14 protein-coding genes are annotated in these 14,779 nt (G+C 42.3%); 10 read left to right on the top strand and 4 right to left on the bottom strand.

Annotation, left to right across the window (positions count from 1 at the left end; translation table 11 throughout):
* Positions 1-20: 20 nt before the first annotated feature.
* The 4 genes from C2M33_RS09785 to C2M33_RS09770 all read left to right on the top strand — a co-directional run bounded on the left by C2M33_RS09785 (position 21) and on the right by C2M33_RS09770 (position 4,888).
* Positions 21-2,348 (top strand): methyl-accepting chemotaxis protein, encoded by a 2,328-nt coding sequence (locus tag C2M33_RS09785; RefSeq protein WP_063702440.1) that lies wholly within the window; start codon positions 21-23, stop codon positions 2,346-2,348.
* Positions 2,349-2,412: 64 nt separating this feature from the next.
* Complete coding sequence (locus tag C2M33_RS09780) at positions 2,413-3,231, top strand: CheR family methyltransferase (protein ID WP_063702438.1); 819 nt, start codon at positions 2,413-2,415, stop codon at positions 3,229-3,231.
* Positions 3,228-3,845, top strand: coding sequence for a chemoreceptor glutamine deamidase CheD (cheD, locus tag C2M33_RS09775; protein WP_063702436.1), 618 nt, complete (start codon positions 3,228-3,230; stop codon positions 3,843-3,845). Before C2M33_RS09780 ends, cheD begins: the two co-directional genes overlap by 4 nt.
* Before the next feature lie 8 nt (positions 3,846-3,853).
* Complete coding sequence (locus tag C2M33_RS09770) at positions 3,854-4,888, top strand: protein-glutamate methylesterase/protein-glutamine glutaminase (protein ID WP_063702434.1); 1,035 nt, start codon at positions 3,854-3,856, stop codon at positions 4,886-4,888.
* On the opposite strand, the gene C2M33_RS09765 is transcribed toward C2M33_RS09770, so the two are convergent.
* Positions 4,875-5,906, bottom strand: coding sequence for a polysaccharide deacetylase family protein (locus C2M33_RS09765; protein ID WP_063702432.1), 1,032 nt, complete (start codon positions 5,904-5,906; stop codon positions 4,875-4,877). The two genes, C2M33_RS09770 and C2M33_RS09765, sit on opposite strands and share 14 nt — an antisense overlap.
* On the opposite strand from C2M33_RS09765, the gene dinF reads away from it, so the two are divergent.
* Positions 5,883-7,217 (top strand): MATE family efflux transporter DinF, encoded by a 1,335-nt coding sequence (gene dinF / locus C2M33_RS09760; protein ID WP_082874012.1) that lies wholly within the window; start codon positions 5,883-5,885, stop codon positions 7,215-7,217. The genes C2M33_RS09765 and dinF overlap by 24 nt on opposite strands.
* Before the next feature lie 15 nt (positions 7,218-7,232).
* Here the strand turns inward: dinF and C2M33_RS09755 are convergent, their stop codons facing one another.
* Both C2M33_RS09755 and nfuA read right to left on the bottom strand, forming a co-directional pair.
* Positions 7,233-7,502: a hypothetical protein gene (locus C2M33_RS09755; RefSeq protein ID WP_063702430.1), complete on the bottom strand. Its 270-nt coding sequence runs from the start codon at positions 7,500-7,502 to the stop codon at positions 7,233-7,235.
* Between the two features lie 12 nt (positions 7,503-7,514).
* Positions 7,515-8,090: a Fe-S biogenesis protein NfuA gene (nfuA, locus tag C2M33_RS09750; RefSeq protein WP_063702428.1), complete on the bottom strand. Its 576-nt coding sequence runs from the start codon at positions 8,088-8,090 to the stop codon at positions 7,515-7,517.
* A gap of 144 nt (positions 8,091-8,234) precedes the next feature.
* On the opposite strand from nfuA, the gene C2M33_RS09745 reads away from it, so the two are divergent.
* Complete coding sequence (locus tag C2M33_RS09745; protein ID WP_063702426.1) at positions 8,235-10,787, top strand: M14 metallopeptidase family protein; 2,553 nt, start codon at positions 8,235-8,237, stop codon at positions 10,785-10,787.
* Between the two features lie 6 nt (positions 10,788-10,793).
* Here the strand turns inward: C2M33_RS09745 and C2M33_RS09740 are convergent, their stop codons facing one another.
* Positions 10,794-11,510: a ComF family protein gene (locus C2M33_RS09740; protein WP_063702424.1), complete on the bottom strand. Its 717-nt coding sequence runs from the start codon at positions 11,508-11,510 to the stop codon at positions 10,794-10,796.
* 58 nt (positions 11,511-11,568) lie between these two features.
* Here C2M33_RS09740 and bioH point away from each other — a divergent pair, with 58 nt between their 5' ends.
* From bioH to C2M33_RS09720, 4 genes are all read left to right on the top strand, one after another.
* Positions 11,569-12,306, top strand: a complete 738-nt coding sequence (gene bioH, locus C2M33_RS09735; protein ID WP_105174373.1) for a pimeloyl-ACP methyl ester esterase BioH — start codon at positions 11,569-11,571, stop codon at positions 12,304-12,306.
* Positions 12,307-12,407: 101 nt separating this feature from the next.
* Positions 12,408-12,716, top strand: coding sequence for a hypothetical protein (locus C2M33_RS09730; RefSeq protein ID WP_054554434.1), 309 nt, complete (start codon positions 12,408-12,410; stop codon positions 12,714-12,716).
* A gap of 5 nt (positions 12,717-12,721) precedes the next feature.
* On the top strand, positions 12,722-13,588 hold the full coding sequence (locus C2M33_RS09725) for a putative metalloprotease CJM1_0395 family protein (protein ID WP_105174372.1): 867 nt from the start codon (positions 12,722-12,724) through the stop codon (positions 13,586-13,588).
* A gap of 216 nt (positions 13,589-13,804) precedes the next feature.
* Positions 13,805-14,536, top strand: a complete 732-nt coding sequence (locus C2M33_RS09720) for an outer membrane beta-barrel protein (protein ID WP_063702419.1) — start codon at positions 13,805-13,807, stop codon at positions 14,534-14,536.
* Positions 14,537-14,779 lie beyond the last annotated feature (243 nt).

Here is a 14,779-nt window from a genome sequence, read left to right as displayed (position 1 = left end):
TTAACAAGAAGGTGAAGGGTATGGGATGGTTTAGCAGTCCTAAAAATGTTGAGTCGGAAAATGATTTAGTTATTGCGGCGCTTAAAAAGTCACAAGCGATGATTGAGTTTCAACCGTCGGGGCAGATCATTACTGCCAATGCTAATTTCTTAAACACCATGGGTTACCGACTCGAAGAAATTCAAGGGCAACACCACTCTATGTTTGTTGCTGAAAAAGAGTCGCAAAGCCCAGAATATCAACAGTTTTGGCAGCGATTACGCAGCGGAGAGTTCTTCACTGATGAATTCAAGCGTGTCGGTAAAAATGGCAAACAAGTTTGGATCCAAGGCACCTATAACCCAATTATTGATAGCAATGGTAATGTCACTAAAGTTATCAAATTTGCTACAGACATCACACCTCAAAAAGAACTTGAACGTCAGTCAAAACGTGATGCTGATTTATCAAATGCGCTGCGCGTATGCCAAGCAAATGTGATGATTGCCGATAACGATTTAAAAATTATTTTCGTTAATGAGCAAGTAAAGCAAATGCTGCAAGCTCGTGAATCAACGCTACAAAAAGTGCTACCTAGCTTTTCTGTGGCAAATTTAGTGGGCACGTGCGTTGATGATTTTCATAAACAGCCATCGCATCAACGTGAATTACTAAAAACATTATCTGAACCATACAAAACCACATTGCGTTTGGCAGGGCTTATTTTTAGCTTGATTGCGACACCTTGGGTGAGCGCATCTGGTAAGCGATTAGGTACTATTGTTGAGTGGCAAGATATTACTGATAGCGTAAATAAAGCTGAAGCGGAAAAACGTGAAGCAGAAGAAAATCTTCGTGTTCGACGCGCGTTAGACCGTGTGGCAACCAATACCATGATTGCTGACGCTGAGAACAACATCATTTACATGAACGAAGCGGTTCTGAATATGATGAAGATTGCTGAAAGTGATCTACGCAAAGATTTACCTAACTTCAACAGTAATAATCTAGTGGGTCAAAATATCGATGTATTCCACAAGAATCCAGCTCATCAACGCAATATGCTTGCTAAGCTAAGCAGTACTTACAGCACTGAAATTCAAGTTGGCGGTCGTACTTTTGGTTTGGTCGCAAACCCTATTTTTACCCCTGAGAACGAACGTATTGGTACGGTCGTTGAATGGGAAGACAGAACGGCTGAAGTGGCGATTGAAAAAGAAATTGCTGGCCTTGTTGCTGCTGCGGGGAGTGGTGACTTAGAAGCCCGTGTTGAAGAAGCGGGTAAACAAGGTTTCTTCTTACGTCTAGCGCAGGGCTTAAATAGCCTTGTCAGCATCGTTGATGATGCAGTAAAAGACACAGGCAATATGCTTGATGCTATGGCGAACGGTGACTTATCAAAACGTATTGAGCAAGACTATCAAGGTTCATTCGATAAGCTAAAACGTGATGCAAATGCCACGGCTGATAAGCTTACTGAAGTGATTAATCGTATTAATACCTCAGCAACGTTGGTGGCCAGTGGTGCAGAAGAAATCTCACAAGGTAATGCTGATTTAAGTCAACGTACTGAAGAGCAGGCTTCATCACTTGAAGAAACAGCATCAAGCATGGAAGAGATGACCAGTACGGTTCGTCAAAATGCTGATAACGCAAAAGAAGTGAATGAACTAGCTGAAGAAACACGTACTAAAGCACAAAAAGGTGGTGAAGTTGTAAATCGCGCTGTAACCAGTATGTCGGCAATTAATGAATCAAGTAAGAAGATTGCAGACATCATCAGTGTTATTGATGAAATTGCCTTCCAAACAAATCTACTTGCGCTGAATGCGGCAGTCGAAGCTGCACGAGCTGGTGAGCAAGGTCGTGGATTCGCAGTTGTTGCAGGTGAGGTTCGTAACTTAGCGCAACGTTCAGCAGCCGCAGCAAAAGAAATCAAAGAATTGATCCGAGACAGTGTTGGCAAAGTTGAAGATGGTACATTACTAGTTAATGAATCAGGTTCAACATTACAAGAGATTGTCACTGCTGTACAAAAAGTAACAGCAATGATTTCTGATATTGCCCAAGCTTCTGAAGAGCAAAGCTCTGGTATTGAGCAGGTTAATAAAGCCATTGCTCAAATGGATGAAATGACCCAGCAAAATGCTGCTTTGGTTGAAGAAGCCTCTGCTGCAGGCGAATCAATGGCTGAGCAAGCTAATGATATGCGTCGCTTGTTAAACTTCTTCTCGTTGTCAAATAACGAGATGGATATTACTAGCCGCGCAAGTTCGGCGCCAGCAGCTAAAAAGCCGAGCTCACCAGTGCGCTCAGCACCAAAAGGCAATAACTTTGTTGACCCTAGTGATGAGTGGGAAGAGTTTTAAACTCTTCCCAATTTAATTCTAACTAGTTAATTGCATCTAATGCTAAAGCTGCAGGGTCAGGCACATGAAAGAGTTTCTACTAACGGATAGTGACTTTAAAGCTATTTCCTCACAAGTATACGATGCTTGCGGCATTGTTTTAGCTGAGCATAAACGCGAGATGGTTTACTCGCGTTTAGCAAGGCGAATACGCCACCATAAACTGAAGAACTTTAAAGAATATTTAGACTTTCTTGAAGAGCACAAAGAGCAAGAGTTTAGTGAGTTTATCAATGCTATCACCACTAACTTGACTTCTTTTTTTCGCGAGCCACATCATTTTAGTTATCTAAAAAATACCATAGTGCCAAAGCTATTGGTTAGTAATGCCAAGCAAAAGCGCGTGCGGGTGTGGTCTGCCGGTTGCTCAACGGGCGAAGAGCCTTATACCATTGCCATGACCTTAAGCGGTTTATTTCCATCTGATTGGGATGTGAAAATTTTAGCGACCGACTTAGATTCAAATGTACTTGCTAAAGCACAAGGCGGCACCTATACCGCTGCCAATGTGAATGGTTTAGACCAAAGTCATCTGAAACGCTGGTTTTTAAAAAGTCACGATGGTCAGTTGTATAAAGTAAAACCTGAGCTGCAAAAGAATATTTTCTTTAAACGTCTAAACTTATTACAGAACTGGCCAATGCAAGGGCCATTTGATGTTATTTTTTGCCGCAATGTAGTGATCTATTTTGATAAACCGACAAAAGATACTTTGTTTAAACGTTATTACGACATACTGACCGAGTCTGGTCACTTATTTTTAGGGCATTCAGAAACCCTCGGTAAGGATCACAAAGAGTTTAAGAATTTAGGCCAAACTATCTATCAAAAAGGTGGTCTATGAGTAGTCATTTTAAACCTGTACTTCCCGGTTTTGATCACGTTAAGCGGTTTTGGGATGGCAAGCGCCACAAAGTGGTTGCCAAAGTATTGCCGGGTGAGTTTTATGTTTCCAAGTCTGATGAACTAATTACAACGGTGCTAGGTTCATGTATTGCTGCGTGCATTTACGATGAAGGTTTAGGCATTGGTGGTATGAATCACTTTATGCTGCCAGCAGAAAAAGGCGTTGATCCTAGCAACGCACATAGCCTTAATTGCCGTTATGGTAACTGGGCAATGGAATACTTGATCAATGAAATCCTAAAAAATGGTGCTTCTAGACGCAATCTCAAAGTGAAACTGTTTGGCGGAGGGAAGATTATCCGTTCAATGACAGATATTGGTGTTGGCAACATTCGTTTTGCAAATGCCTATGTACTTGAAGAGGGTTTAGATTTAGTATCCCATGATGTTGGCGGACCTTGGCCACGTAAGGTGATGTTTGATCCGCAAACAGGCAAGGCTCAGGTCAAAAAAATGCGTGAATTGCACTCTGATAAACTCGAAAAACGTGAAATTAAATACTTACACGATATTGAGCAGCAAGATGCAGAAACGGATATTGAATTATTTTAGGAGAGCATATGATCAAAGTACTCATAGTTGATGATTCTGCTTTGATCCGTGGTTTACTCAAGGAAGTTCTCGAGCAAGCGCAAGACATTCAAGTCGTTGGTGCGGCAGAAGACCCTTATCAAGCCCGAGATTTAATTAAGCGCCTTAATCCCGATGTCTTAACACTGGATATCGAAATGCCAAAAATGGATGGATTAAGCTTTTTAAAAAACTTGATGCGCCTGCGACCTATGCCAGTGGTAATGATTTCAACACTGACTCAAAAAGGCTCACCCATCACATTGGAAGCCCTTGAAATTGGTGCTGTTGATTTTATTGCTAAGCCAACCATCAATGTCACAGAAAACCTGCAACGCTATGCGCATTTACTTCATCAAAAAGTTCGCACTGCCGCAGGTGCCAGAATACGCGCCTTTAAAGAATTAAAAGTTGAAGACGACAGCGCCTTAGCTACATTGCAATTTAAGGCCAATAGCGTACTAGCCATTGGGGCTTCGACGGGTGGCACCGAGGCAATTAAAGAAGTACTCGTGCGCATGCCAGAAAATTGCCCACCGATTGTGATTACTCAGCATATTCCGCCGGTTTTTAGTACCTCGTTTGCGATGCGCATGGATAGAACGTGCAAAATAAACGTTAAAGAAGCTGAACATGGCGATAAGCTGCAACCGGGATGGGCGTATATTGCACCGGGGGATCAGCATTTAAGTGTGGTGAAAAAAGCCGGAGGCCTGTTTTGCCAGCTTGATTCGAGTGAGTTGGTTAATCGCCATCGCCCAGCAGTCGATGTGCTATTTAACTCCCTCGTTGTTGCTTGCCCTAAAGCGACAGTAGCGGCGTTATTGACCGGTATGGGCAGTGATGGCGCACAAGGCTTATTGGCATTAAATCAAGCAGGAGCTTACACCATCGCGCAAGATGAATTATCGTCGGTGGTGTGGGGAATGCCAAAAGCCGCAGTAGAACTCAATGCGGCTAATGAAGTGGTTCGCCTTGATAAAGTGACAGCACAAATGCTAAAACAAGCGGTTAAGGTACAATAACCCAAGGTTGTGAGAACCAGTAATAACTGCCTTTCATCGCAATAGAAGGGGCCGTGCAGTTAAAGCGAGAGCGGCCTTTTTTCAGTTTTTCAGGTGAGGTGATCTTCACCGTATCTTTACTAAGCCAGGTTAAATCAGCTTGACCAATGCCTGAGACATAACAAGCAAACTGACTTTTATGGAAGTCCTGCATATCAAATTGCATCGTTAAACTAGGTGGGTTTTCGTCTGTCACGCTGTCTGAGTAGGTAAGCTGTTTGATAGTGAAGGCTTGAGAGTCGAGTTTAGTAGCAAGCGTATCAAGCTTTGAGTAAAACCCTGATGCCGGAAAGCGTGGTAATCGAGTAAAGTCAGAGTGGATACCTACAGCACCTGAATGCTGTCCGATGCCAACATATCCAAGTGATTTAACTAACTGCTGCAATGCATTATTAAATTCGCCATAAGGGTAAGCAAGGTATTTGTAATCATGGCCAATTTCTTCTTTAATGCGCTGCTGGGCAGATAAAATGTCTTCCTTAGTACGAGCAAGCCATGCTTCTTCACTCTCGCCCGGCTGTTTGCGATGCAAGTAATTATGAATTTGCGTGTGGTTGCTAATTAACGCCCCTTTATTTGCTAGCTCTTTTAATTGCTGCCACGTCATCACATAGCTTTTGCCTTCATCAATAAGCTCAGGATTTACGAAAATAGTATACGGGTAGCCAAACTTTTCTAAGATAGGCGCTGCTTCTTCATAATTGTTTTTGTAGCCATCGTCGAAGGTAATTGCGACCGTTTTATCTGTTAGCGGTTGGCCTGCTTGTAGTGAGGCAATAAGCTCGTTTAATGGAATAACCGTAAACTTGTGATCGTGTAAATATTGCATGTGCTCAGTGAATGTTTCGCTGCTGACGCTGGTTACCGCTGGAAGGGTTTCACTGACGTGATGATACTGTAGAATGACTGCGCCATGGGCACGCAAAGATAAACCTAACAGGACTGCAAATACTACATGAAACATTTTCTTAAACGTCATAAGGCACACCATAAAAGTTTACTGTTATTAGCCGGTCCGATGATTTTATCAAATATTACCGTGCCAATGTTAGGTTTAGTTGATACTGCTGTAATCGGCCACTTAGGAAGCGCTCACTATTTGGCTGGTATAGCGCTCGGTTCAGCAGTTATCTCGTTATTATTTTGGCTAGCGGGCTTTTTGCGCATGAGTACCACAGGCTTGGTTGCACAGGCTTATGGTAAACACGATCACACCTTACTTGCCGAGCTATTAAAGCGCAGCTTGTTACTAGCGACAGCGGTTGCGCTGCTCTTAATTGCGCTGAGTATACCTATTCAATCCTTAATGGCATATTTATCAAATGCCAATGAAGCTGTTTTAGAACAAGCAAATAGCTATTTTTCGATTCGTATTTTTAGTGCACCTGCTGCTTTATGTAATTTGGTTTTACTTGGTTGGATGTTGGGGGTGCATTATGGTCGAGGGCCGTTTTATTTATTACTTATCACCAATATAACCAATATTGTACTCGATATTTATTTTGTGGTGTTTCTTGATTGGGGTGTGGCTGGAGCTGCGTGGGCGTCTTTAATTGCTGATTATATCGCCCTCGGTTTTGCACTTATGCTCGTTACTCAACTTGCGAAAAAACAAGGTGTTAACCTTGCCGTGAAAGCCTGGTTGAGTGTTGCTAAGTTGCTTGATTTAGTGAGCTTAAATCGCGACATTTTTATTCGCTCACTGGCACTCCAACTGTGTTTTAGCTTTATGACTTTTTATGGCGCGCGTATCGGTGAAACAACCTTAGCGGCTAATGCGGTATTGCTAAACTTTTTAATGTTGGTGAGCTTTGCACTTGATGGTATTGCTTATGCGAGTGAGGCAAAGGTTGGAAAGGCCAAAGGTGAACACAGTAGCCAACACATACAGTTATGGGTGAAATTAAGCCTGTTTTGGGGTGGGTTATTTGCGCTGTTTTATAGCCTTATATTTTTATTATTTGGCGAGGCAATTATTCGCTTACTGACCGATGTGCCCGAAGTTATTAGCCTTGCAACGGTTTACTTGCCTTGGGTGATTATATTGCCTATTGCGGCGATGGGTTGTTTCTTATTTGATGGCGTATTTGTCGGTTTAACCCGTGCTAAAGACATGCGTAACACCATGCTATTTAGTGCTGTGGTGGGCTTTTTTGGGCTGTTTTGGCTAGTGAGTAGTTGGCAAAATCATGGTTTATGGTTTGCGATGACGAGCTTTATGCTGATGCGTGGATTAACGCTGTGGTTTCGCTACCGTAGAATCGTCAACAACCAGCAATTATTAGAGTAAATTATCGCTGAAGATTTATTTCCAAAGATCGGGGTCGTGATCTTTTGGGGATGAGCGCTCTAAAACCTGTGCAAAACGGTTGGCAAAAATACCTAAATAGCCCCAACCTGCCAAGAATAAAGCGAGAGCTAAAATAATCAGGCCAATTAACTGAAATAGTGCAGGCCCATAGTAACCTATGGCAATAAAAATCACGGCCAGCACAAACAGTGCTAGGCCGCGAAGAAAGCGTTTTAAGCTTAATTTGGGGTCGCTACCTAAGCGAAATACCCACTTTTTAAGCATGCTTAGATACCGTTAGTAGTAAGAGTGCTCACCAGATTGGTGATCAGTAATGTCTCTTACACCATTGATTTCATCAAACTTGGCGATCATTTCTTTTTCGATGCCTTCTTTAAGCGTGACATCAATCATTGAACAACCGTTACAACCACCACCAAATTGCAGTACCGCGATACCGTCAGCTGTAATTTCTACTAGGCTAACTTGGCCGCCGTGGTTTGCAAGCTGTGGGTTCACTTCTGTTTCAAGCATGTGTTGTACACGCTCTTGTAGTGATGCATCGTCGCTTAATTTGCGTGCTTTTGCGTTTGGCGCTTTAAGCGTTAACTGAGTACCCATTTTGTCTGTTACAAAATCGATTTCAGCTTCTTCTAAGAAAGGGGCGCTTTCTGCATCAACAATGGCATCAAAACCATTAAATGGTAGACGAATATCAGTCGCTTCAACGGCGTCTTCTGGGCAGTAAGAAACACCACACTCAGCCTGCGAAGTACCTGGGTTTACTACAAACACACGGATGTTCGTTTGTTCAGCTTGGTCTGCTAAAAGTTTAGCAAAATGAGATTGTGCAGATTCAGAAATAGAGATCATAAAACGGACTATACTTGACTAAATTACTCGGATACTGCCTATCATACTCCGCTCATCGTGTTGTCGCCAGTGTTGAGCGTAAAAAGTTGCATCTATTTTATCGAATGGTAGCGTTAAAACATCAAATAATTACGGGTGCTATCTATGCGTTTAATAATAACAATATTAACCATGCTAGTGAGCGTTAGCGCATTAGCAAAACCTCTTTCTTATTACTTTGAACAAGATGTGAAATTTGACCCAAGTATTCCAACCCCTGAACAGGTGTTAGGTTACGAAGTCGGTGAGTGGCATGTACGTCACGATCAGCTTGTGCAATATATGCAAATTTTGGCCGAAAAAAGCGACCGAATGAACTTTAAAGTGATTGGTCGTACTCATGAGCAGCGCCCACTGGTGATGTTAACTATCACAGCGCCAGATAAGCTGGGTCAAGTGGAGCAAATTCGCAAGGCGCACTTAGCTCGCTTAAATGGTGGGGCGAGTGACTCAAGCAAACAGCCTGCGGTTGTATGGATGGGCTATAGTGTGCATGGTAATGAATCATCAGGCAGCAATGCATCATTACTCGTTGCTTATTACCTTGCAGCAGCACAGGGACCAGAAATCGATGCGTTACTTAATAATACGGTTATTTTACTCGACCCATCACTAAACCCAGACGGGTTAGCGCGTTTTGCTAATTGGGCTAACAGCAACCGTGGTATGAAGTTATCGTCAGATCCAGAAACTCGCGAGCATATTGAAAGTTGGCCGAGCAGCCGTACTAACCATTATTTGTTTGACTTAAACCGTGACTGGTTGTTGTTACAGCACCCTGAATCACGCGCACGTATTGCTCAATTTCATCAATGGAAGCCAAATATCCTAACAGACTTCCATGAAATGGGCCCTAATAGCACGTTTTTCTTCCAGCCGGGGATCCCAACTCGCAAGCACCCAATCACACCTGAAGAAAATGTCACGCTAACCAAAGCAATTGCAAACTATCATGCGAAAACACTTGATGAGCACAATGCGCTTTATTTTACTGAAGAAAGCTTCGATGACTTTTACTATGGTAAGGGCTCAACTTACCCAGACGTAAATGGTGGTGTAGGCATCTTATTTGAACAAGCGAGCTCGCGTGGTCACTTACAAGAAACGATCAACGGACCGCTAAGCTTCCCGTTTACGATTAAAAATCAGTTATTAACTAGCCTATCAACGTTCCAAGCGGCGATTGATAACCGTACAGACTTACTTGATTATCAAGCAAAATTTTACAACAAAGCAGTTGATCTTGCTGGTGATGAAGACTTTAAAGGTTATGTTATTAAAGGCGGCGCGGATCACAGCCGCATGCAATACTTCCTTGATTTACTTAGACAACATCAAATCAATGCATACATGTTAGAAGAGCCGTTAAAAGTAAACGGTCAAAGCTTTTCTGAACAGAGCTATTATGTGCCATTAGCACAGCCACAATTTCGTTTAATTAAAGCGATTTTCAGTGAGCAACAGCGCTTTGTTGATAACACGTTTTATGATGTATCGGGCTGGACACTAGCTCATGCCTTCAATCTAGAATTTGCAAAAGTAAGCAGCAATTGGGGCTTAAATCTTGCCAAAATGCCTTGGCAGCAAAGTGTTAAATCAAGCTTTGCAGCATTACCGCAAAGCTATGCGTACGCATTTAAGTGGGATGATTATCTCGCGCCAAAAATGCTAAATAGTTTACTCGAACAAGGTGTAAAAGCGCGCGTGGCGTTAAGCCCACTCACAGCAAAAACACCATCAGGTGAGATTGCTTTTGCAGCTGGCAGTATTTTGCTTCCTGCGGGTCTGCAAACTGACAGCAACTGGGTGAGTTATTTAAACCAAGCACAAAATGAATTTGGTATTGAAATTACACCCATTAGCTCAGGCTTAACGGTGAAAGGTGCCGATTTAGGTTCTCGTTCAATGGCCGTAGTAAAAGCACCAAAAGTGTTACTCGTGGGTGGTGAAGGTACCAGCCAGTATGAGCTTGGTGAGGTATGGTACTACTTAGATCGCTTTGTTGGTACAGCGCCAAGCATTATCGAAATGAACCGCTTAGATGGTATCGACCTTGAAAACTATAGTCATATCATTCTTGCGCACGGTAATTACAACCGTCTTGATGATGCAACGAAAGTGGCTATTAAGTCGTGGGTTCGTAAAGGCGGCGTTATTTGGGGGCACAAAGGGGGGGCGAAGTTCTTAGCTGATCAGCAGCTACTAAAAGCTAATTACTTATCTCGCCGTGATGTAGCCAGTGCCTTTGATACAACAGGGCTTAGCTATGCCGATAAAGATGACTTAGCAGGCCGTCAGCGTATTGCAGGGGCTATTTTTAATACCTCAGTGGATTTATCTCATCCACTTACCTATTCGCTGAATCGTAATACATTACCTGTGTTTAAGAATAGCACTTGGCTACTTGAGAAGTCAGATGCCCCATTTGTTAACGTACTTACTTACACAGATAAACCGCTTTTAGCTGGCTTTACTGATGACGTAAACGTAGAGCAAGTCGCCGGTGCGGCAGGTCTCATTGCGCATTCATATGGCAAAGGCAGCGTGATAGGTATGACTGATAACCCAGTGTTCCGTGGTTACTGGTATGGCACGAGCCGATTACTGAGCAATGCCTTATTTTTTGGTAATGCGTTTCATGCCTCTGGTGATAAATAATAATAATTAATCATAATGCAGGTTACCTAATCCTGTTAGGCAAGTGAGCATAGCCCATACTTGCTTAGCTCCTGCATTTTTTATGGCTTCTGTCGCAGCATTTATGGTTGCGCCAGAGGTCATCACATCATCAATAATTGCCACCGTTTTTCCCGTTAAATCTTGCTGACAAACAAACGCATTTTGTAGGTTTTTAACTCTTTTCGCTTTACTTAACTGTGATTGCGCTTTGGTTGCTTTTTGCTTGAAAAGAGCAGCGCTAACACTACATTGCTGGCTTTTTAAAACAGGTAACCAAGTTTGACTGACCTGATTAAAGCCGCGTGCTAAAAAGCGCTGATTATGAAGTGGCAGCACAATAAAAAGATCGGGCCAAGTTACATTAACCTGACGAGCTATTTGCAACTGTTTGTCTATCACTTGTGTAAGTGCCACACGAAAAAACTGCTGGTCGTTAAATTTCAATTGCTTGAGCCAAAGTTTAAAAGGTGCTTGATACCACGCACAGGCAATTAAATGATCAAATTGGCTATCAGGAAATGCATCACAGATATCTGGCCTGTGTAACAGGTTTGGGTGGCGTGTAAGGTCAAATAAATTAAGGTCATCTAAACAATGCTGACACAAAGCTTGATTAGCTTGTATGTGATTTTGGCAGCTAATGCAAAAGTTGGGGAATAGTGCCTCAAGTCCTAGTTTTAAGGCATGAGAGAAGCGAGACATTGCATTCATTCCTTTAAACGCTATTATGAGCGCTAAGTGTGGTTGGGAAATACAAAATATGCAAAATGATATGGTGTTATTACATGGCTGGGGAATGAACCAAGGGGTTTGGCAAGTGATCAAACCTGAGCTTGAGTTTTTTCATGATGGTGAAGTCCGTTGCCTTGATTTACCTGGTTTTGGTAATGCGCAGTCAATTCCCACACCTTACACTTTGCATGCTGCAGCTGAGCAACTAAGTACACAGCTCAATGATCAGTCTATTCTTGTTGGCTGGTCGTTAGGGGGGCTTTTTGCCTTGTATATTGCAGCACATTGGCCTGACAAAGTAGCAAAGGTTGTGTTGGTCGCCTCAACCCCATTTTTTGCCCAAACCGACGAATGGCCGGGTATCAAACCTGACGTATTGAACGCATTTAAAGATCAGCTGGTTAGCCACAGAGAAAAAACGATAGAACGGTTTTTGGCGATACAAGCAATGGGCAGTGAATCAGCGCGGGATGATATTAAGCAACTTAAAGCACTTTTAAACCAATACCCAGCACCACAAGAGCAAGCTCTAAGTGCAGGTTTAGATATTTTACAGCAAGATGATTTACGTGAGCTTTTCGCGAAACTTACCGTGCCAGTAAGAGGTATTTTTGGGCGCTTAGATTCATTAGTTCCTTATCGTGCGATTGAAAAAATGCATGCCTTACAGCCTCAGTTTGAATATGAGGTTTTAGATAAGGCGTCACATGCGCCTTTTATTTCTCATAAAGCGGCATTTATATCAGCACTGAAATCAATGTGTTAAGCCAGCCTCTCTGAGAGGCCAGAAAAATCGTGGGATTTAGCTTTATTTTGCTCGTTTTATGAGCGATACTTGACGGGTAGATCTCACTGTTGGAGGGTGTTATGCCAATCAGTTCTGTTTTTAATAATGCGGTAGAAGGTTATAACCGTGCAAGCCAAGGTATCGAAAAGGCAAGCGCTGAGATTAGCCGTGCCTCAATTGATCAGCAAGATGATGCCCAATTAGCTCAACAACGCCAATTACAAGCGGCAACACCAAATGAAGCTGTAACTCCGCCAGTTTCACAACCTGCCCCAATCGATGAGTCGCTTGTTAATTTAAAAGTTGAAGAGTTTAATGCCAAAGCTAATATCAACACGATTCAGACTGCTGATGAAGTGCTGGGTACATTAATTGATATCAAAGTTTAGTACTTATGAATATCGTCACTCCGTTTCCTTCGATTAATATCAACACGGCGAATGTGCACACCGAAAGTGCTCGCCGTGATAATCAGTTACGTGAAGTGATCCCGCCACCTGCTGCTGCAAAGCCAAGTAACGCTGAAAATAAAACGCTGAGTGATGGTGATAAAGCAAAACAACCAGGTACTGATGCGGGTACTTATGATGCTAAAGGTCGTCTTGCTGAAGACAAAGTGATTGAAGAGCGCCAACAAGGTAGCGAGCAAGGCGAGCCTGAGCAATCAGAACAAGAGCAACAAGAAGCTAAGCAAGAACAGCAAAAAGAGCAAAAGGTTGCTGAGCAAGAGCAACAAGACGCTGAGCAAATTAAAGAGCTAAAAGCCCGCGATACCGAAGTGCGTATTCATGAACAAGCGCATGCAACAGTCGGGGGGCAATATGCTGGCTCACCAAGCTATGAGTATCAGCGCGGCCCTGATGGTACAAACTATGCTGTGGGCGGCGAGGTACAAATTGATGTTGCTGAAATCAACGGTGACCCGCAAGCCACAATCGAAAAAATGAAAACAGTGCGTGCAGCAGCGCTCGCCCCTGAAGAACCATCAGGTGCAGATCGCTCTATTGCCGCAGATGCCACACAAAAACTCGTTGCAGCGCAGGCTGAGCTTGCCAATCAATCTGATGATGACGATGCTGATTCAGGCAAATCAACATTTAAAATTCATAATGAGTATGCTGAAGATAGCGCAGCTCAAAGTAGCGAAACAAAAACAGCAAAGCGTGATGTAGAAGTCGATGAGCGCGCCGCACGTATCGCTAATTTTTATCAAGCAGCAACCTCTCCAGCTAATCAAAATCAGTTCTCTGCTTTTATTTAAGCCCATACTAATTCACATTAATAATTCATCATTTAGTGGGTTAAACCTATTCTTAACGAGGTTTTATTACCTCAAAATAGCTCAGTTAATTAAGTTTTTAATCGAATTTTTATAACAATTTCTTACATTTAGCCTACAAAAATGAATGTTGTTTCTATTGTGGGTTTGTCTTCCTTTGGTAGATTGTGCCCGATTTATAATTAGGATGATTAAACAATGAAATACACTCTTCTTGCTTGCGCATTATCACTTGCCTCGACAACAGTAATGGCAGAAAACACTTCACCATTAAGCTATGACTATGTTGAAGCTGGATATAAAAAGACAGAAATTGATGAGCTAAACGATTTTTCTCTTTCAGGTATTGGTATTAATTTTAGTAAGCAATTTGCTGAGAATTGGTTTGTATTAGGACACTACTCAACAGCTTCGGATGACGATAAAGAATCAAGCTACTACGATGGCTATAACGTCTATGATTCATTTGGCAATTTGATTGGTGAATCTCAAATTTCATATTTAGGCAAAGTCGACCTTGATATTACTCGCTTTGAGCTAGGCCTAGGCTATATCTACTCTCTTTCTGATCGCACTAACCTTGATTTCTCAGCAAAAATTGGTCAGCTTAAATTTGAGGTGGATTCAAGTTTTTCAGTGGAAGAAACATATCAAGATTATGTACTTGAAAGTTACTCAGATAGCTACTCAGATTCAGAAACTGCAGATATTTTATCTGCTAACGTACAAATCAGGCACTTATTAACTGATTCATTTGAGATCAATGGAGGCGTTGGCTACGAGCGTTTACATGATGAAGAGAGCGAAAATAATGCAGTATTTCATGTAGGTGCAAACTATGCCTTCACGCCAGCTTGGCTTGTCAGCGCAAGCTATCGTGATGCAAATGATTACTCAGATATCTCACTGGCAGTTCGTTACAATTTCTAACTAGTTAGCGGCTAGAGAAGTTTTTCTCTAGCTGCTTTCCCTTCCCCATTTTTTGTTTCTGTAATCGCATTCTCTACAAAATGCTACATTTTGTATAAATATCCCGCAAAGCGTTTGTTATTAACACTATTATGTTTATTTGCTGTTAATTTTGTATCCTAACTGTGTACGACTCGGTTTGACCATGCAAAACCCCCTCTGTATATGTTTGCCTGCTAAATAATTTAGTGTGTCAGCTCAAGT

It is taken from the genome of Pseudoalteromonas sp. T1lg122 (assembly GCF_002964825.1).
GTDB lineage: Bacteria > Pseudomonadota > Gammaproteobacteria > Enterobacterales > Alteromonadaceae > Pseudoalteromonas > Pseudoalteromonas gelatinilytica.
This window is presented reverse-complemented; position numbering and strand designations above follow the sequence as displayed.